29 protein-coding genes are annotated in these 26,565 nt (G+C 67.7%); 12 read left to right on the plus strand and 17 right to left on the minus strand.

The annotated features are described in order from the left end of the window. The first annotated feature begins 37 nt into the window (after positions 1-37). The 4 genes from NO364_RS05930 (at position 38) to NO364_RS05945 (ending at position 2,307) form a co-directional block, all read left to right on the plus strand. Positions 38-826, plus strand: coding sequence for a helix-turn-helix transcriptional regulator (locus NO364_RS05930; protein WP_257628778.1), 789 nt, complete (start codon positions 38-40; stop codon positions 824-826). Positions 827-868: 42 nt separating this feature from the next. Beyond that, on the plus strand, positions 869-1,042 hold the full coding sequence (locus NO364_RS05935; RefSeq protein ID WP_257628779.1) for a hypothetical protein: 174 nt from the start codon (positions 869-871) through the stop codon (positions 1,040-1,042). Positions 1,043-1,531: 489 nt separating this feature from the next. Next, positions 1,532-1,732 (plus strand): dodecin, encoded by a 201-nt coding sequence (locus tag NO364_RS05940; protein WP_157688485.1) that lies wholly within the window; start codon positions 1,532-1,534, stop codon positions 1,730-1,732. A gap of 173 nt (positions 1,733-1,905) precedes the next feature. Beyond that, a complete protein-coding gene (locus NO364_RS05945) occupies positions 1,906-2,307 on the plus strand; it encodes a universal stress protein (protein WP_157688486.1) in 402 nt (133 codons plus the stop codon). On the opposite strand, the gene NO364_RS05950 is transcribed toward NO364_RS05945, so the two are convergent. After that, on the minus strand, positions 2,308-3,324 hold the full coding sequence (locus NO364_RS05950; protein WP_157688487.1) for a mechanosensitive ion channel family protein: 1,017 nt from the start codon (positions 3,322-3,324) through the stop codon (positions 2,308-2,310). 96 nt (positions 3,325-3,420) lie between these two features. On the opposite strand from NO364_RS05950, the gene priS reads away from it, so the two are divergent. Genes priS through NO364_RS05965 form a run of 3 tightly spaced genes read left to right on the plus strand, consistent with a single transcriptional unit; the run spans position 3,421 to position 7,096 of the window. Next, positions 3,421-4,578, plus strand: a complete 1,158-nt coding sequence (priS, locus tag NO364_RS05955; protein ID WP_257628780.1) for a DNA primase small subunit PriS — start codon at positions 3,421-3,423, stop codon at positions 4,576-4,578. Then, positions 4,575-5,474: a DNA replication complex subunit Gins51 gene (locus NO364_RS05960; protein ID WP_257628781.1), complete on the plus strand. Its 900-nt coding sequence runs from the start codon at positions 4,575-4,577 to the stop codon at positions 5,472-5,474. Before priS ends, NO364_RS05960 begins: the two co-directional genes overlap by 4 nt. 41 nt (positions 5,475-5,515) lie before the next feature. After that, entirely contained in the window at positions 5,516-7,096 is a 1,581-nt protein-coding gene (locus tag NO364_RS05965) for a M61 metallopeptidase family protein (protein ID WP_157688497.1), read from the plus strand. Here the strand turns inward: NO364_RS05965 and NO364_RS05970 are convergent, their stop codons facing one another. From NO364_RS05970 to NO364_RS05980, 3 genes are all read right to left on the minus strand, one after another. After that, complete coding sequence (locus tag NO364_RS05970) at positions 7,097-7,255, minus strand: HVO_2901 family zinc finger protein (protein WP_199243738.1); 159 nt, start codon at positions 7,253-7,255, stop codon at positions 7,097-7,099. Positions 7,256-7,387: 132 nt separating this feature from the next. After that, on the minus strand, positions 7,388-8,806 hold the full coding sequence (locus NO364_RS05975; protein ID WP_157688498.1) for a class II fumarate hydratase: 1,419 nt from the start codon (positions 8,804-8,806) through the stop codon (positions 7,388-7,390). Between the two features lie 37 nt (positions 8,807-8,843). Further along, positions 8,844-9,107, minus strand: a complete 264-nt coding sequence (locus tag NO364_RS05980) for a BolA family protein (protein WP_157688499.1) — start codon at positions 9,105-9,107, stop codon at positions 8,844-8,846. A gap of 130 nt (positions 9,108-9,237) precedes the next feature. Here NO364_RS05980 and NO364_RS05985 point away from each other — a divergent pair, with 130 nt between their 5' ends. After that, positions 9,238-9,684, plus strand: a complete 447-nt coding sequence (locus NO364_RS05985; RefSeq protein WP_257628782.1) for a hypothetical protein — start codon at positions 9,238-9,240, stop codon at positions 9,682-9,684. A 352-nt stretch (positions 9,685-10,036) separates the two neighbouring features. Here NO364_RS05985 and NO364_RS05990 read toward each other — a convergent pair whose 3' ends face one another. From NO364_RS05990 to NO364_RS06010, 5 genes are all read right to left on the minus strand, one after another. After that, on the minus strand, positions 10,037-11,170 hold the full coding sequence (locus NO364_RS05990; protein WP_257628783.1) for a UxaA family hydrolase: 1,134 nt from the start codon (positions 11,168-11,170) through the stop codon (positions 10,037-10,039). Further along, on the minus strand, positions 11,170-11,484 hold the full coding sequence (locus NO364_RS05995; RefSeq protein ID WP_157688502.1) for a UxaA family hydrolase: 315 nt from the start codon (positions 11,482-11,484) through the stop codon (positions 11,170-11,172). The genes NO364_RS05990 and NO364_RS05995 overlap by 1 nt, the downstream gene beginning before the upstream one ends. Next, positions 11,481-12,668 (minus strand): UxaA family hydrolase, encoded by a 1,188-nt coding sequence (locus tag NO364_RS06000; RefSeq protein ID WP_157688503.1) that lies wholly within the window; start codon positions 12,666-12,668, stop codon positions 11,481-11,483. The genes NO364_RS05995 and NO364_RS06000 overlap by 4 nt, the downstream gene beginning before the upstream one ends. Positions 12,669-12,748: 80 nt before the next feature. Then, positions 12,749-13,078, minus strand: coding sequence for a ribbon-helix-helix protein (locus tag NO364_RS06005; RefSeq protein ID WP_157688504.1), 330 nt, complete (start codon positions 13,076-13,078; stop codon positions 12,749-12,751). Between the two features lie 75 nt (positions 13,079-13,153). Beyond that, a complete protein-coding gene (locus NO364_RS06010) occupies positions 13,154-14,989 on the minus strand; it encodes an ABC transporter substrate-binding protein (RefSeq protein WP_257628784.1) in 1,836 nt (611 codons plus the stop codon). Positions 14,990-15,518: 529 nt separating this feature from the next. On the opposite strand from NO364_RS06010, the gene NO364_RS06015 reads away from it, so the two are divergent. Next, the gene (locus NO364_RS06015; RefSeq protein WP_257628785.1) at positions 15,519-16,118 is read left to right on the plus strand and encodes a helix-turn-helix domain-containing protein; all 600 of its coding nucleotides are present in this window, start codon (positions 15,519-15,521) and stop codon (positions 16,116-16,118) included. A gap of 84 nt (positions 16,119-16,202) precedes the next feature. Here NO364_RS06015 and NO364_RS06020 read toward each other — a convergent pair whose 3' ends face one another. The 5 genes from NO364_RS06020 to NO364_RS06040 all read right to left on the minus strand — a co-directional run bounded on the left by NO364_RS06020 (position 16,203) and on the right by NO364_RS06040 (position 21,264). After that, a complete protein-coding gene (locus NO364_RS06020; RefSeq protein WP_257628786.1) occupies positions 16,203-17,198 on the minus strand; it encodes an ABC transporter permease in 996 nt (331 codons plus the stop codon). Between the two features lie 60 nt (positions 17,199-17,258). After that, positions 17,259-18,308, minus strand: a complete 1,050-nt coding sequence (locus NO364_RS06025; protein ID WP_257628787.1) for an oligopeptide/dipeptide ABC transporter ATP-binding protein — start codon at positions 18,306-18,308, stop codon at positions 17,259-17,261. Beyond that, positions 18,305-19,387 (minus strand): ABC transporter ATP-binding protein, encoded by a 1,083-nt coding sequence (locus NO364_RS06030; protein WP_157688509.1) that lies wholly within the window; start codon positions 19,385-19,387, stop codon positions 18,305-18,307. The genes NO364_RS06025 and NO364_RS06030 overlap by 4 nt, the downstream gene beginning before the upstream one ends. A gap of 4 nt (positions 19,388-19,391) precedes the next feature. Then, on the minus strand, positions 19,392-20,324 hold the full coding sequence (locus NO364_RS06035; protein ID WP_257628788.1) for an ABC transporter permease: 933 nt from the start codon (positions 20,322-20,324) through the stop codon (positions 19,392-19,394). Between the two features lie 280 nt (positions 20,325-20,604). Further along, the gene (locus NO364_RS06040) at positions 20,605-21,264 is read right to left on the minus strand and encodes a thioredoxin family protein (protein WP_257628789.1); all 660 of its coding nucleotides are present in this window, start codon (positions 21,262-21,264) and stop codon (positions 20,605-20,607) included. 149 nt (positions 21,265-21,413) lie between these two features. Here NO364_RS06040 and NO364_RS06045 point away from each other — a divergent pair, with 149 nt between their 5' ends. After that, positions 21,414-22,331 carry an HhH-GPD family protein gene (locus NO364_RS06045; RefSeq protein ID WP_157688512.1) on the plus strand — a complete coding sequence of 306 codons (918 nt, stop codon included), beginning with the start codon at positions 21,414-21,416 and terminating at the stop codon, positions 22,329-22,331. A gap of 159 nt (positions 22,332-22,490) precedes the next feature. On the opposite strand, the gene NO364_RS06050 is transcribed toward NO364_RS06045, so the two are convergent. Continuing rightward, positions 22,491-23,279: a hypothetical protein gene (locus NO364_RS06050; protein WP_257628790.1), complete on the minus strand. Its 789-nt coding sequence runs from the start codon at positions 23,277-23,279 to the stop codon at positions 22,491-22,493. Between the two features lie 138 nt (positions 23,280-23,417). On the opposite strand from NO364_RS06050, the gene NO364_RS06055 reads away from it, so the two are divergent. Further along, the gene (locus tag NO364_RS06055) at positions 23,418-23,849 is read left to right on the plus strand and encodes a MaoC/PaaZ C-terminal domain-containing protein (protein ID WP_157688514.1); all 432 of its coding nucleotides are present in this window, start codon (positions 23,418-23,420) and stop codon (positions 23,847-23,849) included. A 69-nt stretch (positions 23,850-23,918) separates the two neighbouring features. Here the strand turns inward: NO364_RS06055 and NO364_RS06060 are convergent, their stop codons facing one another. Then, entirely contained in the window at positions 23,919-24,686 is a 768-nt protein-coding gene (locus NO364_RS06060; protein WP_157688515.1) for an RNA methyltransferase, read from the minus strand. Further along, entirely contained in the window at positions 24,683-25,255 is a 573-nt protein-coding gene (locus NO364_RS06065) for a DUF8114 family protein (RefSeq protein WP_157688516.1), read from the minus strand. Before NO364_RS06065 ends, NO364_RS06060 begins: the two co-directional genes overlap by 4 nt. A gap of 89 nt (positions 25,256-25,344) precedes the next feature. On the opposite strand from NO364_RS06065, the gene folP reads away from it, so the two are divergent. Then, positions 25,345-26,493 carry a dihydropteroate synthase gene (folP, locus tag NO364_RS06070; RefSeq protein WP_157688517.1) on the plus strand — a complete coding sequence of 383 codons (1,149 nt, stop codon included), beginning with the start codon at positions 25,345-25,347 and terminating at the stop codon, positions 26,491-26,493. Positions 26,494-26,565: the final 72 nt, after the last annotated feature.

Below are 26,565 nucleotides of genomic sequence, written 5' to 3' on the forward strand. Positions count from 1 at the left end.
GAGTTATGTCCGTGGGGCAGGGACCCCCAACGGACTCATGTCGGGTGACTCATCGGCGGCGCTCTGGGAGACCGTGGCTCGGCGCGCCGACCTGCTCGACGAACTCCGTGAGGGGCCACGGGAGAAGCGGGCGCTGGTGTCGGCCCTGTCGGTCTCGCGGTCGACGGTCGACCGCGCGGTGGCCGAACTCTCGGAACTCGGCCTCGTCACCGACGCCAACGGCGAGGTCGGGTCGACCGCCACCGGCGACCTCGTCGCAGTGCTCTACCGCGACGCCGCGTCGAGCGCCGACGAACTCCTGCGGCTGGCGCCGTATCTGGACGCCCTCGACGAACCGCTTCGCCCGCCGCCCGCTTTCTTCGGCGAGACGACCATCGTGACCGTCGAGGACGACACACACGCACCCGGGGAACGGCTGATCGACGCGTTCCTGACGGCCGATCGGTGTCGGCTCGTCCGCGGGACGATCAGGCCGGCCTTCGCCGCCGAGGTCCGCGAACGGATGTTCGACGGCTCGCTCGAACTCGAGGTGTCGTTCTGTCCGGACTCCGTCGAAGTCCTGCGCTCGTACCACGGCGTCGACCTCGAACGGGTGCTCGACCTGCCACACGTCACGGTCCGAGCGTACCCCGAGCCGCTCCACTCGGGACTGTACCTGTTCGAAACCGACGGCGAGCGGAGCGTTCGACTGTCGATCCACGACCGAACGACCGACCGCGTTCGCGTCCTGCTCGGCACCGACCGCCCCGCCGCGGTAGCCTGGGCCGAGCGCACCCTCCGCGAGGTGTACGAGCGGTCGTCGCCGGTCGCGACGGAGCCGCCGTGATCGACCGCAAGCGACACCCGTCGCCGTCGACTATCGCCGCCGATGGTCGACCGTTCCCTCCGAACCGTCCTGTGTGTCCTCGTCGGCGTCGTCGTCGGCGCCGCCCTCGGCCCCCTTCTGGTACCGGACCCGACCGGCCTCCTCGCGGCGGCACTGGCCGTCGTCGTCGCCGTCGCCGTCGGCGGCGTGCTCCGTCGGTCCGACTGGCTTCGGTAGTGTTGCGATTAGCGCGATTGGATTGGAGACACCTCGAAAGCCCCCGCCGTCTCGGCTCCCGGGACTCGCTGCGCTCCTCACTCCGTTGCGGTGCTTGCGTCGTCACCAGAATCCGGAGGATTCTGGTTGGCTCACGAGAGCTTTGCTCTCGTGAACGTCCGGGTACGCCGAGACGCCGGCCCCTTTCAGTCCCGCCCGCATCGGCTGGTCGGCTAGCCACCGCTGGGCGGGACTGAAAGGGGCGCCTCGTAATCGGGCGGCGAAGCCGCCCGATTGCCCGAGGGAGCTTCGCTCCCTCGCTGCTGGAGGAAGGTGGCCGACGCAAGGACCGCAGGCCGAAGGCGGAGGACCGCAGCGAGGCCCCCGACTCCAGCGAGGCGGGGCTTTCGAGGTGGTCCCAGTTTCGAATGCGTATCTCAACACTACCCTGGCTTCGGGACGTGGATTTAAGGTGTCGCTGAGCGAATGTCTCCGTGGAGCGACCGACCAATGGTTTTCAAGAAGATCACGCTGATCGGCCGGAGTCCGGACAGTTTCGACGACGCCGTCGACGACGCCATCGACCGCGCGACGGATACGCTCGACCGCGTCAAGTGGCTGGAGGTGGAAGAACTCGGGGTGGAGATCGCGGGCGTCGAGAACCGCGAGTATCAGGCCGAAGTCGAGGTGGCGTTCGAACTCGAGGAGTGATACGGGTTGTTGTAAGTCAGTACCGGTGGTTCGCCGGACCGTGGCGGCGAACCGCGGGTGAACAGTCACAATCCGTATGAGTCGCCCACGGGGCCGTCGCTGCCACCGACCCGACCGGCGCCCAGTTGGCCGGATAGAACAGGTTAAAACCGTCCGGTGAGCTTGTTGGGTTCATGACGCTGGTTGTCGTCCCGGTACGGTATCCGCTCAGCAATCACTCCCGGGCGACGCTCGCGGAGGCCATCCGGATCGCCGAGGACCGCGACGCCGACCTCACGGTGATGCACGTCGACCTCTACCAGGAGAGCGGCGAGGTGACGCGGACGGATCTGAAAGGCTCCGTGGAATCGGAGTTCGGGCGCGTCGCCCGGGCCCGCTACGTGGTGCGCCGGGGCTTTCTCGTCGAGGAGACGATCCTCGACGAGGTGGCGGCCGAGAGCGCGGACGTGGTGGTCATCGGCTCGAAGCAGGTCGGGCGGTTGCGACGCGCCGTCGCTCGGTTCCTCGACGAACCCGACATCGACGAGTTCCTGCGGGAGGAACTCGACTGCGAGGTTATCACGGTCGGCGGGTAGTCACTCCGGGGTCGAGCCCGATCCGTTCGGGTCGGCCACGCCCTCCGCCTCCGCGGTCCGGGTCGCCGGGGCGTCGTCGCGGTCGGGCGTCGGTCGGGAGCCGTCCTCGACGGCCACGCGTGCCCGACCGCTGGTCTCGTCGAACAGCAGGTGTTGGTGGGGGTAGGCGATCTCGACGTCGACGTCGTCGAGGTTCTCACGGATGTGCTCGCGGACGGTCGATTCGATCCGCGGGATCTTGTAGGGGGTCCGCACCCAGAACCGGAGGACGAGTCTGACGCCGCTGTCGGCGTAGTCGCCGATCATGCAGGTCGGCTTCGCCGGGTAGCGCGCGCTGCCGATGCGGATGTCCGGGCCGCCTTCGATCACGCCCTCGCAGTTGCGGGCGGCCCGCTCCATGAGGCTGCGGGCGGTGTCGATGTCCCCCTCGTAGGTGACGAGGAGGGGGATCGAGAGCCGCGTCCGCTCGTCCTCGGCGGAGAAGTTGGTCACGTCCCGCTCGCGCATCTGGGCGTTCGGCACCACGAGGAAGGTGTTGTCGAGCGTGAGGATCTTCGTATACCGGATCGTGATGTCGTCGACGAACCCACGTCGGCCGTCCTCGAGTTCGATCATGTCGCCGATCTCGTAGGGGTTGTCCGCCAGCACGAACAGGCCGGTGATGACGCTCCCGACGATGGGCGCGAGGACGATACCGAGGACCGCCGAGAAGACGGTCACCGAGAGGACGATGTCGCCGATGCCGAGACCGACCATGCTCGCCGCGATCAGGGTCGCGGCCATCACCGTCGAGACGCGCAACAGCCCGAGGACCGTCTGGGCGACGCTCTGTCGCTGAAACCGGCGGGCGACCGGGCGGCCGAGCAGGCGGACGAGGAACTTCGAGAGGACGACCCCGGCGGCGACGACCAGGGCGGCGACGGCCGCCCGCACGACGCCGAACCCCCACAGCCACCGTAGCCACTCCACGGACCCGATCGGTGGTGCCGTCGCCAGCGTGCCCGCCCCGACGTCCATGTTCGTCACTCGCCGTCCCCGAAAAAAAAGCGTTTCCACGGCGGGGATCGCTCGATCACAAGCCTCTATACCGTGCCCGTTCCACCCCGTATCGGAATGGATCGACGTACGCGCGATTACCTCTCGGGGCGGTTCGGCGACTACTACCGGAGCGCCGAGCCGTCGCTCCCGCCCGCGCCTGAGCGCCGGGAGTGGGGACATATCCCCTGGACGAGCGGGTCGACCACGATGGTCCGCCACCGGTCGATCTACGACCTCGGCGACGTCGCCGACTTCCTCCAGCGCGAGGCGCCACGGCACGTCTACTTCTCGGCCGCGCGCTACGACGACCCCGGCGCGGGGTCGATGGACGGGAAGGGGTGGCAGGGCGCGGATCTCGTCTTCGACCTCGACGCCGATCACCTCCCGAGCGTCGACCCCGAGACGGCGACGTACGCCGAGATGCTCGCGGCCTGCAAGGACGCGCTCCGTCGGCTACTCGACCTGCTGGAGACGGACTTCGGGTTCGAGGACGTGACCGTCGTCTTCTCGGGCGGCCGCGGCTATCACGTCCACGTCCGCGACGAGGGGGTCGCCGACCTCGACTCGGCGGCGCGGCGCGAGGTGGTCGACTACGTCCGCGCCGTCGACCTCGACGTCGAGGGGCTGGTGCGGACGCGGGCCGTCGGCGGGGCGACGCGACGGGAACTCCGCACCGAGGGTGGGTGGGGCCGGCGCACCCACCGCCGCCTGCAGTCCTTCGTCACGGAGCTCCGAGAGCTCCCCGACGACGAGGCGACCGATCGACTCACCGCGTTCGACGGCATCGGCGAGGGTCGGGCCGAGACGCTCCTCGACGCCTTCGTCGACAACGAGCGCGCGGTCGACCGGGGGAACGTCGAGGCCGGCGGCCCGGGGGCCAGACGGCTGGTCGAGGCACTCGCCGAGGAGACGGTCGCCGCCGAGACGGCGCCGATCGACGAACCGGTGACGACCGACACCCGCCGCCTGATTCGCCTGCCCGGGACGCTCCACGGCGGGAGCGGCCTCGTGGTCCGACGGCTCGACCGCGACGAGATCGACGGGTTCGACCCCCTGGTCGACGCCGTCCCCGAGCGGTTCACCCGGCGGTCCGTGCGGGTCGCGGTGACCGAACCGGGGACCCTCGAACTCGACGGCGACACGTTTACGGTGGACGCAGGAGAGCAATCGGTACCGGAGTGTGTCGGCGTGTTCCTGATGACACGCGGCCGGGCCCGGAAGGTGAAAGAATGAACGTCGAGGAACTGCGCACGGTTCAGCGCACCGAACGGCAGAAAGACAGCCTCCAACACCTTCGGGACTCGTTCTATCGGGACGTCGCCGACTACGTCGCCGAGCGCAAGGCCGAACGCGAACGCGTCGCCGCGGCGGCCGACGACCCCTTCTCCTCGCCCGAGGTGAGCCGCCTCACGGACGAAATCGAGACGGCCGAGGAGGTCGTCGAGAGCATCTACGAGCGCCGGATCGGCAAGATCGTCAAGCGCGCGACCTTCGCCGCCGCCGGCATGGCCACCGAGGACGAGGGCCTCACGACCGAGGAGCGCGACCTCTTCGAGGATCTGGTCGCCCGCATCGAGGACAACCGGGAGACCGTCCTCGAGACGCTCGCCGGCGAGTCGCCGGCGGACGCCGAGGGTGCGGACGCGACGCCCGTGTCGGCGCCGGATCCGGAGACGACCGAGGTCACGACGTCGACCGACGACCGACCGCCGGCGGACGTCGACGCCGCCGCGTCCGACCCGTCGCCGCCGTCCCCCGACCCGTCCGACGATGCGGAGGCGCCCCCCGACCCGTCCGACGATGCGGAGGCGCCCCCCGCACCGGACGACATCCTCGCGGAGGCGATGGGCGGGGAGGGGACCGGGTCCGCCGAGGCCGAACCCGAACCGACACCGTCGCCCCCGACCGCGGATCCCGAGCCGGAGGCGCCCGCCCCCGACGACTCGCCGGCCCCGGACGGCGGCGAGACGGGGACCGAGCGCACGACCCTGCGGATCACCAGCGACGTGGGCGAGATATTCGGCGTCGACGAACGGGAGTACGACCTCGCGAGCGAGGACGTGGTGACGCTGCCGACGCCGAACGCCGAACCTCTTCTGGAGCGGGACGCCGCCGAACGACTGGAGTGAGCCGGCCACAGATACTTGTCGACCGCCTCCCAACCCAGCCCATGTCGGCTCGTGGGGTCCGCGCTGTCGGGACGGTGGTCGTCGTCGCACTGCTCGTCGTCGCGGGCGTGACACCCGCGCTCGCGACGGCCGATCGGACCACCGCGACCGATGGGTGGCGACCGGCCGTCGACGCGTCGCCGTCGGACGGGACGCTCACACAGCAGGACGGCGCGACGCTCGGGGAGCGAATCGTCGCCTCGCGCAACGACGAGCCCGGGAGCGTGACGCTCACCTTCGAGTACCGGATTCCGGACTCGGTGTCGGGGCTCCGGGTCGGCGTGCCGGTGCTCTCGCTGCCGGGAATCACCGTCGGGGAGACCGACGGGTTCGAGCACGCGACGGGCACTCGGTTCGAGTGGGACACCGAGACCGAGCGGCCGAGCGTCTCGCTCCGGCTGGCCGTCGGCGACACGCTCGGCGACGGCGTCCGCGGGGTCGAACGCGACGACTGGGCGCTCGTCTCCCAGCCGAGCACCCGCGTGCAGGTCCGCGCCGCGGAGCGACCGACGCGAACGACGACCTTCGCGGTCGACGACGCGGAGCCGGGGTACGCGAGCAGTCACCTCGCCTACCTCGGCCCGCACGACCGCCGGAACGTGACCGTCGCCGACGAGAACGCGACGTTCGTCCTCGGTGCCGACGCCGACACCGAACGGGCCACGGCCTTCCTGCGCACCGCGAACGAGCGCTTCGATTTCGGCGTCCGCCACGACCGGATCACGGTGTTCGTCCTGCCCGTCAGCGACGAGAACACCACGAACGTCGACGCCGCAACCGTCGACACGGCGTTCTGGGTCGGCGAGTCGGGCCTCCGACTGGGGGACACGGGCGGGGTGTTCACCCACGAGTACGTCCACACGCGGCTGGGGACGGTGGGGACCGGCGACGCGACGTGGCTGACCGAGGCGAGCGCGGAGTATTACGGCCACCTGTTCGCCCTCAACGACGGCGTCGGGAACTACGAGTCCTTCCGGGCGGGGCTCCGGGCCGAGGAGTACGCCCCCGAACGACAGTCGGTGACCCTGACCGATCCGGAGACCTGGCGGGGGACCACCGCCCACTACGACAAGGGCGCGCACGTCCTCGCCGCACTGGACGCGGAGATCAGACGCCGCACCGACGGGGAGCGGACGCTCCGTGACGTGTTCGCGGGGCGCTCGGAGCCCTTCGCCGACTACCGAAGCTTCCGGGAGGCCGTGATCGAGGTGGCCGGCGACGAGTCGCTCGGGCCGTGGCTGGATCGGTACGTCACCACCGACGCGCTGCCGCCGCTGCCCGAGAACCCGCGGTACTACGTGGCCGACCCGGACCTCGATCCGGACGGTGACGGAACCCCGAGCGGCACGGAGGTTGACCGCGGGCGACACCCGTTCGTCGCGGGCGCGGGGCCGGACGGCGCCGTCGCCACCGAGGCGGAGCCGACGACGGCCGAGAACGAAACCGGGACCGAGAGCGAACGCGAAACGGGGACGGACCGAACCGGAACGGAGGGGTCGGCGCCCGGATTCGGTGCGGGTGCGGGCGCCGCCGCGCTGGCGCTCGTCGCGGCACTCGGCGCCCTGCGTCGACGGCGGGCGTGATCAGACGCGACGGAGTCCCTCGCCGAGCCCGGTCGCCTCGCCACACTCCGGACACTCGTAGGTCCAGCCGTCCTTCGTGGCGCGCCCCTCCGGGAACTCGGCGTCGCACGTTCGGCAGACGAGGAGATCACGGCGAGCGGAGACGTGCATCTGCGGCATACGCTGAGCATCGACAGCATCCACTATGAACGTGTCGCTTCGGTTCCATACACGGGCGGTTCCGGCCGAACGTGGCGTGTTTCCGCCGTCGTCACGGAGATTCGGTCACGTCGGCGTCCCGAGACGCGCCGGTCACTCGTCGTCGCCGCTCAGGATCCCCCGGTGGGTCATCCGCTCGGGGTCGAGCACCTCGTCGGCCTCCGCCTCCGTGAGATATCCCTTCCCGACGGCCACCTCGCGGACGGTCTTGCCCTCCTTCAGCGCCGCTTTCGCGACCTCCGAAGCCTTGTCGTAGCCGATGGCGGGGTTGAGCGCCGTCGCGAGCGCCATCGAGCGCTCGACGGCCTCGGCACACTGTTCCTCGTTGGCCTCCAGTTTCGCCACGAACTTCTCGGCGAACGTCTCGGCGGCGTTCGAGAGCAGGGACGCCGACTGCAGGAAGTTGTGAGCGATCACCGGCTTGTAGAGGTTGAGGTCGATCTGGCCGCCGGCGGCGCCCGCGGAGACGGCGGCGTCGTTGCCGACGACCTGCGTGTGGACCTGGTTGACCGCCTCGGCGACGACCGGGTTGATCTTTCCGGGCATGATGGAACTCCCGGGCTGGTTCTCCGGCTGTTCGATCTCGCCCAGACCGTTGCGGGGTCCGGAGGCGAGGAGTCGCAGGTCGTTGGCCACCTTGTTCATCGAGCCCGCGACCGTCCGGAGCGCGCCGTGGGCCTCGCCCATCGCGTCGTGGGCGGCCTGTGCCTCGAAGTGGTCGTCGGCCTCGCGGAAGTCGAGGCCCGTCTCCTCGGCGATGTACGCGGCCGCCCGCTCCGGGAACTCGGGGTGGGTGTTCAGCCCCGTGCCCGTCGCCGTCCCGCCGAGGGCGAGTTCGGCGAGGCGCGGGGCCACCGACTCACAGCGCTCGATCCCCTTCTCGATCTGCGTGCGGTAGCCGCCGAACTCCTGGCCCAGGCGGACCGGCGTGGCGTCCTGCAGGTGGGTGCGGCCGGTCTTGACGACGCCGTCGAACGCCGCGGCCTTCTCGTCGAGGGCGGCGGCGAGCGTCTCCAGGGCCGGGATCAGGTCCTTCTCGACCGCCTCCAGGGCGGCGACGTGCATCGCCGTCGGGATCACGTCGTTCGAGGACTGGCCGAAGTTGACGTGGTCGTTCGGGTGGACGATCCGGTCGCCCACCTCGCTGCCCATCAGCTCCGCCGCACGGTTGGCGATCACCTCGTTGGCGTTCATGTTCGAGGAGGTGCCGGATCCCGTCTGGAAGACGTCGACCGGGAACTGGTCGTCGTGGTCGCCGGCGATGACTTCGTCGGCCGCCGCGACGATGGCGTCGGCGACGTCCGCCTCGAGGAGGTCCAGGTCGCGGTTGGCCCGCGCCGCGGACTTCTTGACGATGCCGAGCGCCCGGACGAACCGCCGACCGAAGCGGGCGTCGCTGATCGGGAAGTTCTCGACCGCACGTTGGGTCTGGGCCCCCCAGTAGGCGTCCGCAGGCACGCGAATCTCGCCGAGGCTGTCCCGTTCGACGCGGAAGTCGGACTCGTCGCTCATGCGCGAGCGAACGGGAGCCGCCGCGTAAAAGTTACCGTTACGCCTCGTGTTCCTCGTACGCCTCCGGCGTGTACGTCTTCATCTCTAGGGCGTGGATGTCGGTCGTCATGTACCCCTCCAGCGCGTCGTAGACGAGTTCGTGTTGCTGGACGAGCGGGAGGCCCTCGAAGGCCGGTGAGACGATTACGGCGGCGAAGTGGGCGTCCTCGTGGTCCTCGTCGGGTACCCGCGGCTTCGTGACCGTCGCCTCCGCGTCCTCGATGCCCTCCTCGATGAGTCGTTCGACCTCGGCGGTGTCCATACGCCATTCCGGGGACCGTCGCACAAAACTGCTGGGTGTGAGGCGACGAGGCGAATACTCTCCACACACTCCGCGGTCGAATCCATCGTCTGACAAAAGTATAATATCCCCCGGCGAGTGGTCGTAGGGTATGGTAAAGAGTACGGTGCGGTTTCCCGAATCGGTGGTCGGGGAAATCGAAACGCTCGTCGAGGAGGACCGATTCGAGAGCAAATCGGAGTTCTACCGCTTCTCGACGGATTACGTGTTGAACCAGGTCCTCGACGATTACGAACCCGAGACCATCGACTACGCGGAGATCAAATCGGAGGTGATGCCGGAGGCGGAACGCGAACTCCGAAGCGACGCCGACACGGACCACCCGCCCTTCCTCGAATCCGTCTCGTTCGTCCGTCGGCTGGCGCTCCGCGGGAAGTTCAACGACGCGGAGGACTTCATCGACCACCAGTACGCCGCCGGCGACCGGCACGCCATCCTCCTCGAGGAACTGCTCCGCCTGTATCGGGGCGACGTGACGGCCGACGCGCCGGCCGAACCGTCGGAACGCGACCGTCAGCCCGTCGAACGGGACCGGTGATCGCGACGCCACATGCGCCCCGTCGACGCCGTTCGAAGCCGAAGCTGTATCCGCTGTGATGCGCAGTTCGTGGAGCGATCGGGAACCGTCACCCGGATCCGCTGGACGTACCGAAACCGGGGGAGCGCGGTGGACGGGACGCTCGTCGACGGAACGGTCGTGAACCGGTCGCGGGACCGGACCTGCATCCGCTGTGCGTCGAGTTTCACCGAACGTCCGGGGGAAATTTCGCGACTCTGTCCCAGGTGCGAGTCGGACCACGTCGGTCCGGACCGAAGCGGATCGTCGGAACGGTACTGAGCGGCGCCGTTCGACCGAACCGCGTCGCCCGTGGGAGCGACCCGCCTCCCGCCTACATCGACGGCCCGACGCGGTTGATCGCGAACTTCGTGAGGCCGTGGCGCTCGGTCGCCGTCCGCCCGCCGTCGGCGACGCGCCGGAGTTCGTCGAGCAGTCCGTCGGGGGTCGTCGACCGCGCGTCGACGTCGACGTCGTCCGGGAGGATCCGCGCCGTCTCGCCGTCGCCCGTCACCTTGAGCACCGGAACGATGGGGTGCCCGCTCGGGATACCCTCGGCGGTGACGTGAACGACGACCGAGGCGCCGGCGGCCGCGAGCGCCGTCGTCGCCTCCTCGAAGCGGGAGGGTGTGTCGACGACCGCGAGCCCCTCGTCGACCGTCACCCGGTCGCCGTACTGGACGAACTCCTCGACCGGCGCCGATCCCCACGAGCCGACCACCTCGTCGAAGGGGAGGTCGGCCGCCCGGCGGACCAGTCCGCGGACGTTCCCCGGTTCGTCGGCGGTCCGCTCGGCCGCGGCGCGCAGTCGCTCCGCGACCGGGTCGCTGGCCGCGCGGTCGGCCGCCGCCTCGGCGTGGGGAGCGAGCCGTTCGGTGCCGGCGACGGCGACTGTCGCCCCGGCGTCGCGGAGCGCGTCGACCGTCTCGCCCACGACGGGGTCGGCAACGTCGCGGGTCGACGCCGCGAGGTCCGACCCGACGACGCCGACGGTGAGGTCGCCGAGCGACGCCTCGCTCCGGTCGGCGGCGGCCGCCGCGGCGAGGTCCCGCGTCGCCTCGGTGCCCGCCTCGATGCAGGCGTCGGAGCCGCCGACCTCCTGGATCGATAGTTCGCGGACCGGGACGCCGTGGTCCGCGACGGCCTCGGCGAACGGCCCGCTCTGGAGGTGTTCACACCCCAGCCCGACGACCGTCGCACCCGCGAGGTTGGGGTTCCGGGTGACGTTCAGCAGCGTCCGCTCGGTCTGATCGTGGTCGGCGCCGATCTGTGCACAGCCGTGGTCGTGGGGCGCACAGACGGCCCCGTCGACGGCGTCGGCGATGCGCTGGGCGACGATGTGCGAACAGATCACCGAGGGCACGACGAGAACCCGATTGCGAACGCCGACGCCCTCGTCCCGGACGTAGGCCGCAAGCGGCGCCGACGACGGGTCGGCCGCGTCGTCTGAGCGCGTGGGCGCCGACATCAGGCCACCTCCCCCTCGGCCTCGGCGACGTCGCCGCGCCCGCGCCGGCTCTCGGCGTTGTGCGTGTGGACCCACTCGCCCGGCGCGATGGCCTCGGTCGCCTGACCGATGACCTCGTCGTACTTGACGACGGCGTCGCCGGGCTCGAACGCGACCAGGGCCACCTTGTGCCCGAACGGGACGTCCTCGACGACTTCGATCCGTTCGCCGTCGTACGGAATCGTCGTACCGGCCGTCAGGTCGTCGATGGCCGTGACCACGTTGTCCTCGGCGGCCATGTGGAGGCCACACCCCCCGAGCACTTCGCCTTTCATACCCCACCCCGCAGTTCCGCGAGTTCGTTGGGCTGGAGTTCGTTGATCGCGAACTCCTCGAGGCGGCGACGCTCGGCGGCCGTCCGCTCGCCGCTCGCGACCGACTGGAGGGTCTCGTAGATGCGGTCGCCCACGTCGTCGAGCGACTCGCCGTCGAGGACCGTGCTCGCGTCGACGTCCATGTTGTTCGCGAGGCGCTCGGCCGTCTTCGGGTTCCCGGTCACCTTGATGACCGGCGCGATGGGGTTGCCGGTCGTCGAGCCGCGACCGGTGGTGAAGGCGACGACCTGGGCGCCCCCGGCTACCTTGCCGACGACGCTCTCGACGTCGTAGCCCGGCGTGTCCATCAGGACCAGTCCGCCGCCGACCGGAAGCTCCTCGGCGTAGTCGACGATGCCGCGGACCGGCGTCGTCCCGCCCTTGGTGATCGCTCCGAGGCTCTTCTCCTCGATGGTCGTCAGGCCGCCCTCCTGGTTGCCGGGGGTGGGCTGGGCCCCACGGAGGTCGACGCCCATCAGTTCCGCCGCCGACTCCCGTCGGTCGACGCGTTCGAGGAGCCGTTCCCGGACCGACTCGTCGACACAGCGCTCCGCGAGGATGTGCTCGGCGCCGATGAACTCGGGGGTCTCCGAGAACGTCGCGGTGCCGCCGTCCTCGACGAGGCGGTCGCAGGCGACGCCGACCGCCGGGTTCGCGGCGATGCCGCTGGTCGCGTCCGAGCCGCCACACTCGACGCCGAACCGGAGTTCGCTCACGTCACACTCGACGCGCCGGCAGTCGCCGATCTCGCTCCACAGGTCGCCGGCAGCCTCGGTCCCGGCCTCGACGGCGGCGGTGGTCCCGCCGGCCTCCCTGACCGAGAGCGTCTCGACCGGCCGCCCGGCGGCGGCGACGCCGTCCGCGATCTCGTCGGCGTCGATCCGCTCGGTGCCGAAGCCGACGACGAGCGCCGCGCCCACGTTGGGGTTTCGCCCCACGCCCGTGAGCGTGCGCTCGATCTGCTCCCTGGCGGCCGCGGGCGGATCCCGCCCCATCTGGTGTGGGGTAGACCGGACGTTCTCCCCCGCGCGGTCGGCGATCTCGTCGGCGATGGCCGACGCCGCGATCGATACCGGCAACACCGCGACGTAGTTCCTGACGCCTGCAGGGCCGTCTGACCGTCGGTAGCCCTCGAAAGTCGACATACCTTCGGCTCACCCGCTGTGGACTAAAGGGTTTCCACCGCCGAATCGACGGCCGAACGTCGAACGGACGCCGTCCGAACCTACTGCTGATAGCGCCGCTCGTCGTCGCGGTCGAGGCCCGCGTGCCCGCTCGCATCCTCGTACGTGTCCTCCAGTTCGCCGTACAGGTACTCGTCGTAGGTCACGTCGTAGGCCCGCCGGAGGTGGAAATCGAGGTTGCCGGTGTCGACCGTCGAGCGGTAGAGGGCGTGGATCGCCCGCCGGACGAGTTCGCCCTCGTTCGGCGAATCGAAGACCGCCGAGAGCATCGCGAGTTCGTTGCGGGTCTCCCGGTCCAGCTCGACGGTGACGTCGTCGCCGATGGCGCTGTATGCGTCCCGTACGTCCGCGTTGAGTCGGTCGAGGCTCATACGCCGGCAAGGTCGGGGCGCCGAATACGGCTTTCGGCTTTGCGGTCCGGGGCTCGGGCCGAGCCCCGAGGTGGTTCACGCGAAGGGGTTCTCGAGCTCCGAGACGCAGGGGAACTGATCGGCGTCGTCCGCGGGCTGTGATCCCTGTGGCCACTGGGGTTCGAGGTCGGCGTCCGGGGGGTAGTGGAGGTTACCGTCGCCGTCCCAGCCCCAGCCCTCGTCCTCGAGGAGCTGTCTGGCCGCCTCCACGTTCGCGCTCGGCGACTCCGCGATCCGTGTGAGGTTGTCGTCTCCCGGATACCAGGGATGGCTGCTCGTGAACGGGTCGGCGTACATCGTCGCCTCGGAGTCCCCGTACAGCGACGTCTGGTTGATGTTGTCGCGGTCGATCATCTGGGAGAACGCCATCCGGAATTCGCGGAACTTGCTGGGACCGAACTGACACTGCGGGGAGATGAAGTACGGCGTGAACCCCTGTGTCGTGATGACCCGTGCGGAGTCGCCCATGTCGCTTTTGATTCGGTCGGCCAGCGAGGGAGTCGTCGTCAGGAGGACGTTCAACTCGTTGTTGGTGAACGCACGGTACGCCGATTGACTGCTGTCGAACACCTGGAACACCAGATCACCCTCGGGATCGAACTTGGGATGGTCCGAGAACGGCTCCATTCCCATCAGTTGACCCTGCTCGAACGACGTGATCTGGTACGGACCCGACCCGACCCAGGGGTCGTCGAAGTCCGTGGGGTTCTCCTCGGCCCCAGCCTCCTGCCACGCGTCCTTCGACAGGATGCCCCACGACGGGATCAGCACCGTCTCCATCGTCGGCGTCGGGCCCTCCATGTTGAACCGGACCGTCGAGTCGTCGACCACCTCGATGGATTCGTATCCGGGATCCGTCGCCCAGGGGTACGCGCCGCTTCGTGCCTGTTCGGCCAGGAACTCGAACGTCCACTTGACGTCCTCGGCGGTGATCTGATCCCCGTTGTGGAAGGTGGCGTCACGAAGCGTGAACGTGAGCTGCTGGCCGTCGTCGGACACCTCGTAACTCTCGGCGAGGCAGGTCACCAACTCGAAGTTCTCGTTGTACATCAACAGCGGCGAGTACACCGTGTTGGAGAAGCCGTATATGGGGCTCGCACCGGTCGCCTGCTGGTAGATCGTGGTGTCCAGCCAGATGGCGGGGACGTTCGTCACGAGGCTGTCGTTGTCGCCGGTCGGCGACGACTTGATGAGCGGGATGATACCGGTCTCCATCAGCCCCATCTCACCGACCCCGGCCACGTCGATGGTGTCCGTTCGCATGGCCCCGTACTGCATTCGGACCACGGTCGGGATGATCCCGACGTCCTCCGAGAGGATACTGTGTGCCTGGTTGACGAGTTCCTGTCGCTCCTCGCGGGAGCCGGCGGTGAGATGTTGGTTCGCGTACTCGGAGTACTCGCAGTTGGCGTAGTTCGACGGGTTCCAGTTCGAGTTCTGCCCCGCCGCGTGGATGTGATATTTGAGGGTCAGCTCCCGCGGATCCAGACGCGCCGGTCGGAGCTCGTAGCCGCCGTACGAGAAGTGCCACTCCCGGGTGTCCTGGCTTTCGCCGTTGATCCCGGCCGAGAGCGATGTCGGGTTGAGCTCCAACTCCACGCCGAGGTCCTGAATGTCGTTCTGAATGATCGAGGTCGCGTCCTCGAAGAAGTTGGTCAGCGGCCCTTCGTCGGACCAGTAGTTGAAGATTATCGACGGCACGCGTTCGCCCAGGTCGGCGCTACCGCCGCCGCCGTCGCCACTGCCGCCACCGCCGCCGTCGCCGCCGTCGCCGCCGTCACCGCCGGATCCGCCACAGCCCGCGAGGGTCATACCCGAGGCGACGCCGAGCGCCTGTAGCATCTTTCTTCGACCGATGGTGTCGTCTGTCATACCATCCAAACCGACTGTCGAATGGTGGATAAGCGTTCACCCAAATATATGGAATTAGTAACAGATAGGATATATAATCACAGAAGTGCGGAATAACGTCGGCTTCGGTTGGACGTCCGACCACGGAGTGGAGCAACGACCTGTTGATTCGGTTGGCATCGGCGATGGGTCGGCCCCGTCCGAGTGCGTACCGTTCCGGCGGACGACGGGCCGATCTCCCCCGGATCTGGTGGGTGCAGATCGATATCGGACATCGAACGAATAAATCGCGTCTCCGAATACGATTGTTTTCTTTTGTCCACATTTGACTCGTGCTAAGGGTAATTGATCCGCAAAAAATCAACTGTTTGGTCACCGAATCGATATCGATAAATACCCCAGACACCAGGAACGGTTGATGTGGGAGATACTGATCGCCGTTAGACACACCGGATGCCCGATCTCCGATACGACCGCCCACAGCCCGGACGTGCATCTGCAAAACCTCGCACGAACACGGAGGTCGGACGAGGGGGACGGCAAACGCCTGTTGAGGGTTCGAAGCGACAGGGCCGACGCGATCGAGGAGTTCGTGACCCGGTTCGGCGACCACGACCGGTCGATCATGATCGACACGTTCGGTCAGCAGAGTCAGACACGGTACATCACGACTCACATCGAATACGACGAGGACAATCCGAGCATCTCGACGCTGGTTCAGCGAAACCAGTTCTATCATCGGGGCGTGGTTCCGGTGAGCAGGGGCATCGAACACTGGATCGTCTATACCGACGAGTTCGACGACGTGACACGGCTGATCGACGACGTCGAGGCCAACGACAACTCGATAGAGAAATACCGAATTCGCGAGATCGGGAACGGGGAGCCGATAGAGTCCTTCGAGTACTCGACGGTCCTGTCGAAGCTGACGACGAAACAACAGTCGGTCTTCGAGACGGCGCTCGAATCGGGATATTATTCGGACGACGAGAAGACCACCCTCGAGGACCTCGCCGAGGAGATCGGCCTCCACCAGACGACGGTGTGGGAGCATCTCAGCAAGGCGGAGAACACGATCCTGACCGAGGTCGGTACGCGACTGTTCGCCGACGACGACGACGGTCGGTCGCCCCAACTCATCAATACGTAGGCGTTCCGGGGAACGGGATCCCACGACACACGTCCCGTCCGTGGCGAACGGCCTATCGCTCGTCGGCTTCGCCGTCCGGTGCGGTCACTCCTCGCTTTTGATCGCGACACGCGGGTCGATGACGCTGTACAGGATGTCGATGACGTAGTTCCCGATGATGACCCAGATCGCGGCGACGATGAACACGAACTGGACGACCGGATAGTCCCGGGCGAGAACCGAATCCACGAGGAGTTTTCCGATCCCCGGCCAGTTGAAGACGACCTCCACGAGCACCATCCCGCCCAGCGCACGCGTCATGGAGACCGGATAGAGGGTGATGACGGGGAGCGAGGCGTGCTTGATCAGCTTCTTGAACTTGAGCGACCGGTTGAGACCGGTGATGCGGTGGTAGTACAGGAAGTCCTGTCCGAGGGTCTCGACCACGTTAGTTCGCATGATGAGCGAGGGTAGCGTGATGAAGAAGGTCATCACCGTCACGAACGGCAGGAAGTAATGCATCCAGAAGTCGGCCGTGCCGAACATCGCGTAGAAGGGTTGGCCGCTCAGCGCTCGGGTCGTCTCGGTGGAGAGCATCCCGGAAGACGGGAAGACGTCGAACTGCGAGGCGAATATCGTCAGCAGGATGATCCCGGAGAGAAAGACCGGCACCGTCTTGAACGTGGAGACGACGACGATGCCGTACTTCTCGAAGCGCGTTCCGCGGTTGTTCCCCATCGCGGCGCCGAGCACGCCGCCGACGAGATACGAGACCGTCACCGCCGGCGCGATCAGGATGAACGAGTTCAGCATACGCGGGCGGACGAGTTCCCACACGTTCGTCCCGTAGACGAACGACTGGCCGACGTCGGCCGACAGCATGTTGCGGATGTAGTTCAGATACTGTACGTGGAGGGGTTGGTTGAGCCCCCACTTCCGTTCGAGCACCGCGATCTGTTCGGGACCGAGTCCCTGCTGGAGCATGATGCTCGAGTAGCTCCCGGGCATGAACCGGAAGAACAGAAAGAGCGCCGAGGCGACGAGATAGATGAGTACGGCTGTGATGGCGGTTCGCTTGAGAATGTATTTTGCTTGACTCATTGGGTTGAACCTTCCGTTCGTGGATGGGCCGGTCGCTCGGCGTCGCGCCCGCGGGGACGTTCAGTCATCGACCTGTGCCGGGGTGGGATCCATCGAGCTATCATGGTCGTCGTGATCGTAGTAGAGGTGACACGCGACGCGGTGTTCGTCCGCGTCGGGGTCGACGAACCGCGGTTTCTGGTCACAGATCTCCATTCGCTCCGGACATCGATCCTTGAACCGACACCCCACGGGCATATCGACCGGATCGCCCGGCTCGCCGCGAAGCTCCGTGTGCTCCCGGTCGTGGAGCGGGTCCGGGACCGGAATCGCCTTGATGAGCGCCTGCGTGTACGGATGCTTCGGGTCCCCGACGATATCCTTCGTGTCCGCGCGCTCGACGACCCGTCCGAGGTACATCACGTTGACACGGTCACAGACGTAGGAGACCGTCGAGAGGTCGTGGGAGACGTACACCATCGACACGCCGAGGTTCGTCGACAGGTCGTCGAGTAGTTCGAGGACTGCGGCCTGGGTGGAGACGTCCAACATCGAGACCGGCTCGTCGGCCAGGATGACGTCGGGCTCGGTGATGAGCGCCCGTGCGATCGAGACGCGCTGTTTCTCCCCGCCGGAGAGTTGATGCTGGTAGCGATCCAGATACTGCTCCGGCGGGTCGAGTTCCACCCGTTCCAGGGTCCGTCGGATGCGTTCCTCCTTGTCGTCGAACCCGTGGATCGCGAGGGGTTCTCTCAGCACGTTCCTGACCGTGAATTTCGGATTGAGCGAGTTGAAGGGGTCCTGAAAGATGATCCGAACGCGTCGCCGGAACTCCTTCCAGTCCTCCTTGTCGAACGAGGCCGTGGATCGCCCATCGAAGACCAGTTCCCCGCCCGTCGGTTCGTACAGACCGATCAGCGTCCGCAACAGCGTACTCTTTCCACAGCCGCTCTCGCCGATCACCCCCTGGACCTGGTTCTCCGAGAGGGACAGCGAGACGTCGTCGACGGCACGGATCTTCGGACTCTCCCGCCGCAGGAGCTGGTTCGTGACCTTCTCGCGGAGACCCGACGCCGCGTCGAAATGCTTGCTGAGGTTTCGGAGCTCGAGGACCGGGTCGTCGGCACTCATGGTTCGCCCTCGTTGGTTCCCTGTGGCGTCGTGGGGTGCTCGTCACGCCGTTCCGAGCGGTATCGTTCCCGCTTTTGGAGTTCGTCGGCCGCGAGCTCGGTCATCTCCGAACTGCGGATACACGCCACGCGGTGGGTCGGATCGTCCTCGACCGATTCTTGCGGCGGTGCGCCCGCACGACACTCCTCGACGCTCCAGGGGCACCGGTCGGCGAACGTGCAGTGATCGACCGCCGCTCGCAACTGGGGTGGTGTCCCCTCGATGACACTCAACTCGCTGTCTGGATCGCGGATGTCCGGGAACGCCTGCTGGAGGAGGATCGTGTAGGGGTGCCGGGGTTCGAGAAAGATATCCACCGTCTCGCCGGTCTCCGCGACCTGGCCCCCGTGCATCACTGCGATCGATTGGCAGTTCTCGAACACGACGGAGATGTCGTGGGTGATCAGCAGCATGCTGATGTCCCAATCGTCGCGCAACTCGTTGAGATGCTTGAGGATCTGGTCCTGCATGATCACGTCGAGCGCCGTCGTCGGCTCGTCCGCGATGATCAGCGACGGTTTCAACAGGAGCGACATCGCGATGAGGGCCCGCTGTTGCATCCCGCCGGAGAACTGGTGGGGGTAGTCGTGGATGCGACTCTCGGGCAACCCGACGACCTCGAAGAGTTCCTCGAAGTGATCGAGCACCTCCGTTTCGGTCATCGACGTGTGGGCCTGGGCGATCTGAACCGCCTGGTCGCTCACGCGGGTGAGCGGATCGAGGCTGTTCATCGACGCCTGTGGGATGAGCGCGACTTCCTCCCACCGAACGGATCCGTTGAACTCCGCCTCGGAGTAGTCCTGAACCTCCTCGCCGTGGATCTTGATCGTCCCCGAAGTGATCTCACCGTTCTCGTCCAGACCGCCGATGATCGACTTCGCGATCGTGCTCTTCCCACAGCCGCTCTCCCCGACCAACCCGAAGTACTCGTTTTCGTCGATGGAAAACGACGCGTCCGTGACGGCGTGGACGTCGCCTTCGCCCTCTTCGGTTCGGTACGTGATCGTCAGGTCTTCGATTTCGAGAACTGGTTCCGTCATGATGTTAGCCGAGTTCCGCGTCTTGCCCACCCGTCGCTTCGTAGCCTCGTCCGATGAGATACACCGAGAGCACCGTTATCGAGATCATGGCTCCCGGGGAGAGCGTCCACCACCACGCCTCCGAGGCCAACCCGGAGTCGTAGGCGTTCCGTATCATCGTCCCCCACGCCGGGAGGAACGGATCGGTCATCCCCAGAAACGCGAGTCCCGCCTGCTTGAGGATCGCGAGGCCGATACCCATCGCGAAAAACAGGGCGGCCATACTCGCGACGTTGGGGATGATGTGTTTCGCGATGATGCGTGGCGTACTCGCACCGCTCGTCTTGGCCGCCATGATGTACTGTCGCTCCTTGAGCTGGAGCACCTGTGATCGGAGGATGCGGGCGATGGCCCGCCACAGGATGAGTCCGATCACCAGAATGGCCGTATAGAACCCCGTCTCGAAGAAGGTCAACAGGACGATCGCGAACGGAATGAAGGGAATGCCGTAGACGAAGTCGGTGAATCGCATCAGCGCGCTCTCGACCACACCCCCGACGTACCCGGCGGTGATGCCGACCGTGGCACCGATGGTGAGCATGGTTCCGCCACCGAGGAGGCCGATGATCACCGTGGGACGTGCTCCGTAGAGGACCCGCGAGAGGACGTCCTTGCCGCGCTCCGTGGTCCCCAACGGATGTGACACCGAGGGTGATTCGAGTCGTTCCAGCTCCCCGCTTTCGTCGTACTGCTGGGCGTCGTAGTCGTACGGGGCCACCATCGGACCGAAGATACCCAGAAGCAGGACGAACACCGCGACGAAAAACGCCACCTTCGTGATCCGTTCCGAGAGGAGTTCCCCGATCCCGGCACGAAAGTTCCGCACCAGGTAGTGATCGCGTACCTTCCGTAGGGAGCTCGATCGGCCCAATCGGCGCAGCGAGTCGACGTACTTCATATCGGAGATCCCTCGCCTCGTTCGGGGAGATATTGGGAGACCATCTCGTGGTAACCGAGCCCAGAGAGTACATTAACGATTGGCCCCAGTATATTGGATCGCACGCCGGGACGCCATCGGGCCGGCACTCGCCGTCGAGGAGGTGGACGGCGCTCGGGGTTCGGTTCGCGCTCCGAGCCGCCGTCCCGGTGTCTCAAGGCCCGTCGGTCACGACCGGAGTCGGCGGACGACCCCGCGGTTTCCCGTGATCGTCGCCACCCCGAGTGGAACGCTCCGGGGCTCACCCGTCGGCGATGATCTCCAGCTCGGAGCGAAACGCCGCCCGGTTGTCGATCCCGACGATCCGCGAGTCCGGCCGCCCGTCGGCACAGAAGATCACTGTCGGCACGACGGCGACCTGATAGCGGTCCCCGACAGCCGCGTGGCAGTCCTCGCTACAGACGGCCGCCAGTGCGACGTCGTCGGGGATCGCGCCGTTCGCTCGCAACGTCTCGAACGTCGTCCGGACCGAATCACAGGGATCACAGTCGTATCCCCAGAAGTAGAGGACTGCGGTCGGATTGCTGGCGAGGAACGCACCGACCTCCTCACCGCGGAGGGCGGTGAATCCCTCCGGAGCCCCGTCCGTGGCGGGGGAACGTTCGACCCGCCTCACCGCGATGGCCGCGGCGGCCGTCGCATCCGTCGACAGGTCGGTCATCCGGCCGATCGCCGATGCGGTCGCGAGGAGGTGACGCTCCGCAGTCTCGGCGTCCGTGTCGGATTCCACGCCGGCACAGGCCGCCACGAGTTGCTCGTCGATCGGATCGTTCCCTGCCGCCAGCTCCGTCCGGACGGCGCTGCGCCGTTCGTGAAAGGGCTCCGTCAGTTCGATCGAACCGCCGTCGTCCTCGACGATTCCCGATCTTCGAAGCGCACCCAACAGTCTCTCTGGTTCCATGAACGTTATTCGAAATTTCGTTCGCATATGTAAATCTTTCCCGCATTCGTGTGGCTGATTCCGGTAGTCGAATGACCGGGCCGTTCGTCGACGGTGTCTCGGAGGGAGGAACCAGCACGCCTAAGCAACCGCACCGCCACCGTCCGACGATGAGCGAGGACGTCGTCCCCGCGGACAGTGAGCTGGAGGCCGTCCGCTCGGCGCTCGTCGAGTGGTACGAGACGGACCACCGCGAGTTCCCCTGGCGGCGGACGACCGATCCCTACGAGATCCTCGTCTCCGAGGTGATGAGCCAGCAGACCCAACTCGACCGCGTCGTCGACGCCTGGGCGGCCTTCCTCGATCGCTGGCCGACCGTCGACGACTTGGCGTCCGCCGACCGGAGCGAGGTGGTCGCGTTCTGGTCCGACCAGCGGCTGGGCTACAACAACCGCGCGCGGTACCTTCACGAGGCGGCCGGACAGATCGTCGACGAGTTCGACGGCGAGTGGCCCGAGCGCCCCGCGGATCTTGAGGCGCTGATGGGTGTCGGCCCCTACACGGCCAACGCCGTGGCGAGTTTCGCGTTCGACGCCGGCGACGCCGTCGTCGACACCAACGTCAAGCGGGTGCTCTACCGCGCGTTCGGTGTCGAGGACGACGACGAAGAGTTCGATCGGGTCGCGAGCGAACTGATGCCCGCCGGCGAGTCACGGGTCTGGAACAACGCCATCATGGAACTCGGCGGCGTCGCCTGTGGGAAGACGCCGAAGTGCGACGCGGCCGGCTGTCCCTGGCGGCGCTGGTGTCACGCCTACGAGACGGGGGATTTCACCGCGCCCGACGTGCCGACACAGCCGAGTTTCGAGGGGAGCCGACGGCAGAAACGCGGCCGGGTCGTCGCGGCCCTCTCGGATCGCGAGGCGATGCCGCTGGACGAACTCGGCCCGAAGGTGCGCGTCGACTACGCGCCCGACGGCGAACACGGCCGGGAGTGGCTCCGGGAGTTGCTCGCCGACCTCGACGACGACGGCCTCGTCGCGGTCGAGCGGCGGGACGGCGAGGAAGTCGCCCGACTCCGGGAGTGACACTGCCGTCCCCCGACCCCCCAACCGGCGGACGTCCCCGAGGCACCGACACGTAACCTCGACCGGATGCGCGGGCAGACGCCCAAGGGCGTGACGGTCGACCCCGCGACGGAACCGCGCTCGACCTGTGTCGACGCACCGGCCGTGCCACGCCGAATCTCACCGCTCGGGCGAGGGGTAGTTCCCCCGACCGACCTCGGTGGTTCCGTTGGCGGCCGTCCAACCGTCCTGCGGTCCGCTGGCGTCGAACCCCACCCGGTCCGTGTAACTGTTCCCGGTCCATCCCCCGGCGAACCACTCGTTCGCCCCCACGACCACGACGCTTCCGGAGACGGTCGCGTTCCGGTCCGTGTCGTAAGAGAGGTACACCGGGGCGTCGTATGCGAAACAGGTCGCCTGGTCCCGGTCCGGCAACGAACACGTCGTCAACGCCCGTGTCACCGCACCGTCCTCGTAGAACGTCGGCGCTTGCCCGACGGGCGTCCGGGTCTCGATCGGGTAGGGAGCCGATCGGGTGACGCTCACGCTCACCGTTCGCCGGGTACGTCGCACGTGGTCGGGGTTCGAGGGATCGTACTCGGCCTCGCTGATCTCCTCGATCCGGCCCACGCCGTCGGTCTCGACGTGGCGGTAGTAGCGCGTCTCGACGGGGAACTCCGTCGCGGTGAGTTCCAGCATCGGTCCGTATTGCGTCTCGACGACCGTCGCGTCGAAAACGCCCTCGACCGTGCCGTTCGGCGCGACGACGTCCGCGTCGTACGTCGCCTCACCGTCCGTCTGCGGGACGGGAACACGGATCGTCACGTCTTCCAGCGTCGCCGTGGCATCGACACCCACACTGTAGTCGTAGCGACTGGTGTAGCTGTCGGGGGTCGGCCCGAGGAACGAGCAGCCGGCGGTGAGGGTGAGAGCGGCGAGCAGGAGCGCGAGGACGAACCGTCGGGACATGGCGAGTGAGTGGTGGTCGTCGGTGACGGGCGGGCAAAACGGTACCGGGGCGGGCACACCGGCGAGTAGCCGCGAGACGGCGACCCGAAGCCGGGCCGAGGGGAACGCACTTCACCCCGGCCGCCGACCACCGATCCGATGACGGTCTTCCTGGACGATATCGACCGCTGGGACGGCGAGTCGTACGGCACCTACGAGGTCACCGAGGCCGAGATCCTCGAGTTCGCCGAGCGATACGATCCGCAGTGGTTCCACACCGACCCCGACCGTGCGGCCGGCTCCATGTACGGGAACCTGATCGCCAGCGGGTGGCACACCGGCGCGATGTCGATGCGGCTGTTCGTCGACGGCTTCCTCGCCGAGACGGCGACCGTCGGCGCGAAGGGGTTGGATCGACTCCGCTGGCCCGCGCCGGTGGTCCCGGGGGACGAACTCACGGTCCACTCGTCGATCCACGGCGTCGACGAGGAGACCGACGAGTACGGGGTGGTCCGCTGGGGCGTCGAAACGACCGCCGGGACGAAGACGGTCCTCGCCATCGAGGCGCTCGTTCTCGTCTCGAAGGCGTAGTCTCGGGTTCCCCGCGACGACGACCGGAGCCCTCGAATCGGCGGCGGTACGGGCCCGCCACCCGGCCGGTCACCACCGATCGGGTTCGTCGTACTCCGCGAGGAGTTCCCGTCGGTGACGCAACTGACCGCTCGCGCGCCGCAACACCCCGAGCAGCGTGTGGATCTCCCGATCCGTGGGATGCGCACGGCCGACCAGTCGCCGAACCAGCCGCTGGGTCTTGTCGCGTTTGACCTCCTTGTAGCCGCTCTCGTCCAGGAACTCCGCGACGAAGTCGTGGAACCGCTCGACGTCGGACTCGTCGGCCCGCTCGCGCTCCACGTCCGGAAGCTGGGTCTCCTCGACGGTCAGCTCCCGGAGTTCGTAGAGGAGGATCGTCGCCGCCTGTCCGAGGTTCAGGACGGGGTACTCCGAACTCGCCGGGATCGAACACACCTCGTCGAGGCGTCCGAGTTCCTCGTTGTCCAGGCCGCGGCCCTCGCGGCCGAACACCAGCGCGGTCGGCGCGTCGACGGTCCGCAGGCTCTCGGCGAGTTCCCGCGGCGTCTTGAACGGGAACCGAACGTGTCGGCGGCTGTCCTCGCCGGTGATCGCCGTACAGCCGACGGTGTGGTACCGCTCGACCACCTCGTCGAGGGTCATCTCCTCGGCGTTCGGGAGCACGTCCTCGCGGGCGTGGCCGGCGAACCCGTACGCCTCCCCGTCCGGGTCGAGTTCCGGCGGGTTCACCAGTTTCAGCTCCGTCAGCCCGAAGTTCTTCATCGCGCGGGCGATGGTGCCGACGTTCCCCGGCGTCTCGGCGTCGACGACCACCACCACCGGTCGCCGTCGACTCATCGCGACGGGTAATCGGCGCCGAGGTCGACGTCGTCGAGGTCGAGGTCCGCGTCGTCCGCGTCGCCGTCGGCATCGTCCTCGCGCAGGTCGATCTTCCGGCCGTCGAACTCCTCGTTGAGCCGTCGGTTGATCTCCTCGGGATCGGGGGGCGAGGGGAGAGCCTCGCTGTCGGTCTCGACGTGTTCGAGGCCGCCGTAGCCATCGGGCGCCCGCCCGCCGCCGTGGAACCACTCGTGGAACTCGTCGCGGAAGGTCGGCTCGCCGCGGTGGGTCTTCCCGCCGGCCTCCCGGTACCAGTAGAGGAAGTCGGCCTCGTGGTCCGCACAGAGGAGGACCTCCTCGCCGGGTTCGCCGTAGACGATGGCCGCGGGGGTACACCGCGAGACGTTCTCCTCGCCGTGGACCAGATAGCAGGCGTCACAGGGCTCGTCGACGAGTCGGGTGAGTCGGACGAGCCGGTCGCGGGTGTCCGGCGGCATCTCGTCGAGGGGTTTGAACTCCCCCTCGTCGGTGAACACGTCGGACTCCTCGAAGCGCCAGCCGCGAAGCCCGATACTGACCTTTGCCATCGGTCGGGGGTAGCGCTCCGGGAAATAAAAAGAGCGCGTCTCGGTGGTCCGACCGGTCCGCATATGGTGATCGGGTCCCGAGGGGGCCCATGCGAAACGTGGACGCCGCGGGCCTCGGCATCGGCGACGACTACCCACCGCGACTCATGGGCGTGTTGAACGTCAGCCGGGAGTCGCCCTACGAGCCGAGCGTCTTCGACGACGCCAGCGAGGCGGCCGCGTACGTCGACGAGGAACTCATCGACGAGGGGGCGGACATCGTCGACGTCGGGCTCGAATCCGCGAACAAGCGCTTCGAGGTGCTCTCCGCCGAGGAGGAACTCGACCGCCTCGACACCGCCGTCGACGCCATGGAGAGCGTCTCCGGCGACGCCGTCTTCTCCATCGAGACGCGCTACCACGAGGTGGCGGAGGCGGCCCTCGACGCCGGCTTCGACATGGTGAACGACATCTGTGGCTTCGCCGACCCCGCGATGCCACGGGTCTGTGCCGAACGCGACGTGGCGGTCGTGAAGATGGCCAGCCCGCCGGATCTGGAACGCCCGGGGGCCGTCGAGTCGGTCGACGACATCTACGACGCCCTGCGACGGGAGGGGCTCACCGACAAGACGGTCGTCGACCCCGCGTTCGGCGGCTGGAGCGAGGAGAAGACGCTCGAAGACGACCGCCAGACGTTCCACCGACTCCGGGAGTTCCGCGCCCTCGACCGTCCGATCCTCGTCTCGATCAACCGCAAGAACTTCCTCCGTGACCTCGCCGGCCGTTCGACCGAGGAAGCGCTGCCCGTGAGCCTCGCCGCCACCGCGATGGCCGTCGAGCGCGGCGCCCACGTCATCCGCACCCACGACGTCGCCGAGACACGCGACGCCGCGGTCGTGGGCGACGCCTTCGCCCGGGACCGGGTCCGGGCGACCGACGGCGACGTGACCGTCGAAGAACTCGACGTGACGACCGATCGGGAGCTCCGGCGACACCTCGACCGTCTCGACGCCGACGGAACGGACGCCCGGCGGGGGACGGTCCGGGTCTTCGAACTCGGGGGGCTCTCCCCGGCCGAGCGCGACGCCCTGACGTCCGCCGCGACGGGGACCGGTGCCGCCGTCGCCGGGTCTCCGGACGACGACCATCGGCTCCTCGTCGGGACACGGGCGGACCTCGCGGCCGTCGTCGACGCCGCGACCGGCCGGACGGCGGCGCTGGACCGGGCGCTCGACGCCGTCGGCGCCGCTTCGGACTAAGAGAAAGCTTATGCCACACGATTCGAAAACGGGACCGTGGAAGCCGGGACGACACGCAGGTAGGGGTACTTG

This window comes from Haloplanus salinarum (assembly GCF_024498175.1).
In the GTDB taxonomy this organism is placed as follows: domain Archaea; phylum Halobacteriota; class Halobacteria; order Halobacteriales; family Haloferacaceae; genus Haloplanus; species Haloplanus salinarum.

What these genes read in the sequence shown, in the direction of transcription:
- NO364_RS05975 (WP_157688498.1), bottom strand. Translation starts at nt 8,806, where the DNA reads ATGAGCGACGAGTCCGACTTCCGCGTCGAACGGGACAGCCTCGGCGAG.
- NO364_RS05990 (WP_257628783.1), bottom strand. Translation starts at nt 11,170, where the DNA reads ATGTCGGCGCCCACGCGCTCAGACGACGCGGCCGACCCGTCGTCGGCG.
- NO364_RS05970 (WP_199243738.1), bottom strand. Translation starts at nt 7,255, where the DNA reads ATGCCGCAGATGCACGTCTCCGCTCGCCGTGATCTCCTCGTCTGCCGA.
- NO364_RS06020 (WP_257628786.1), bottom strand. Translation starts at nt 17,198, where the DNA reads ATGAGTCAAGCAAAATACATTCTCAAGCGAACCGCCATCACAGCCGTA.
- NO364_RS06030 (WP_157688509.1), bottom strand. Translation starts at nt 19,387, where the DNA reads ATGACGGAACCAGTTCTCGAAATCGAAGACCTGACGATCACGTACCGA.
- NO364_RS05950 (WP_157688487.1), bottom strand. Translation starts at nt 3,324, where the DNA reads ATGGACGTCGGGGCGGGCACGCTGGCGACGGCACCACCGATCGGGTCC.
- NO364_RS06045 (WP_157688512.1), top strand. Translation starts at nt 21,414, where the DNA reads ATGAGCGAGGACGTCGTCCCCGCGGACAGTGAGCTGGAGGCCGTCCGC.
- NO364_RS05985 (WP_257628782.1), top strand. Translation starts at nt 9,238, where the DNA reads ATGGTAAAGAGTACGGTGCGGTTTCCCGAATCGGTGGTCGGGGAAATC.
- priS (WP_257628780.1), top strand. Translation starts at nt 3,421, where the DNA reads ATGGATCGACGTACGCGCGATTACCTCTCGGGGCGGTTCGGCGACTAC.
- NO364_RS06040 (WP_257628789.1), bottom strand. Translation starts at nt 21,264, where the DNA reads ATGGAACCAGAGAGACTGTTGGGTGCGCTTCGAAGATCGGGAATCGTC.
- NO364_RS05940 (WP_157688485.1), top strand. Translation starts at nt 1,532, where the DNA reads ATGGTTTTCAAGAAGATCACGCTGATCGGCCGGAGTCCGGACAGTTTC.
- folP (WP_157688517.1), top strand. Translation starts at nt 25,345, where the DNA reads ATGCGAAACGTGGACGCCGCGGGCCTCGGCATCGGCGACGACTACCCA.
- NO364_RS06025 (WP_257628787.1), bottom strand. Translation starts at nt 18,308, where the DNA reads ATGAGTGCCGACGACCCGGTCCTCGAGCTCCGAAACCTCAGCAAGCAT.
- NO364_RS05980 (WP_157688499.1), bottom strand. Translation starts at nt 9,107, where the DNA reads ATGGACACCGCCGAGGTCGAACGACTCATCGAGGAGGGCATCGAGGAC.
- NO364_RS05995 (WP_157688502.1), bottom strand. Translation starts at nt 11,484, where the DNA reads ATGAAAGGCGAAGTGCTCGGGGGGTGTGGCCTCCACATGGCCGCCGAG.
- NO364_RS06060 (WP_157688515.1), bottom strand. Translation starts at nt 24,686, where the DNA reads ATGAGTCGACGGCGACCGGTGGTGGTGGTCGTCGACGCCGAGACGCCG.
- NO364_RS06035 (WP_257628788.1), bottom strand. Translation starts at nt 20,324, where the DNA reads ATGAAGTACGTCGACTCGCTGCGCCGATTGGGCCGATCGAGCTCCCTA.
- NO364_RS05935 (WP_257628779.1), top strand. Translation starts at nt 869, where the DNA reads ATGGTCGACCGTTCCCTCCGAACCGTCCTGTGTGTCCTCGTCGGCGTC.
- NO364_RS05965 (WP_157688497.1), top strand. Translation starts at nt 5,516, where the DNA reads ATGTCGGCTCGTGGGGTCCGCGCTGTCGGGACGGTGGTCGTCGTCGCA.
- NO364_RS05930 (WP_257628778.1), top strand. Translation starts at nt 38, where the DNA reads ATGTCGGGTGACTCATCGGCGGCGCTCTGGGAGACCGTGGCTCGGCGC.
- NO364_RS06055 (WP_157688514.1), top strand. Translation starts at nt 23,418, where the DNA reads ATGACGGTCTTCCTGGACGATATCGACCGCTGGGACGGCGAGTCGTAC.
- NO364_RS06010 (WP_257628784.1), bottom strand. Translation starts at nt 14,989, where the DNA reads ATGACAGACGACACCATCGGTCGAAGAAAGATGCTACAGGCGCTCGGC.
- NO364_RS06050 (WP_257628790.1), bottom strand. Translation starts at nt 23,279, where the DNA reads ATGTCCCGACGGTTCGTCCTCGCGCTCCTGCTCGCCGCTCTCACCCTC.
- NO364_RS05960 (WP_257628781.1), top strand. Translation starts at nt 4,575, where the DNA reads ATGAACGTCGAGGAACTGCGCACGGTTCAGCGCACCGAACGGCAGAAA.
- NO364_RS06005 (WP_157688504.1), bottom strand. Translation starts at nt 13,078, where the DNA reads ATGAGCCTCGACCGACTCAACGCGGACGTACGGGACGCATACAGCGCC.
- NO364_RS06000 (WP_157688503.1), bottom strand. Translation starts at nt 12,668, where the DNA reads ATGTCGACTTTCGAGGGCTACCGACGGTCAGACGGCCCTGCAGGCGTC.
- NO364_RS06065 (WP_157688516.1), bottom strand. Translation starts at nt 25,255, where the DNA reads ATGGCAAAGGTCAGTATCGGGCTTCGCGGCTGGCGCTTCGAGGAGTCC.
- NO364_RS05945 (WP_157688486.1), top strand. Translation starts at nt 1,906, where the DNA reads ATGACGCTGGTTGTCGTCCCGGTACGGTATCCGCTCAGCAATCACTCC.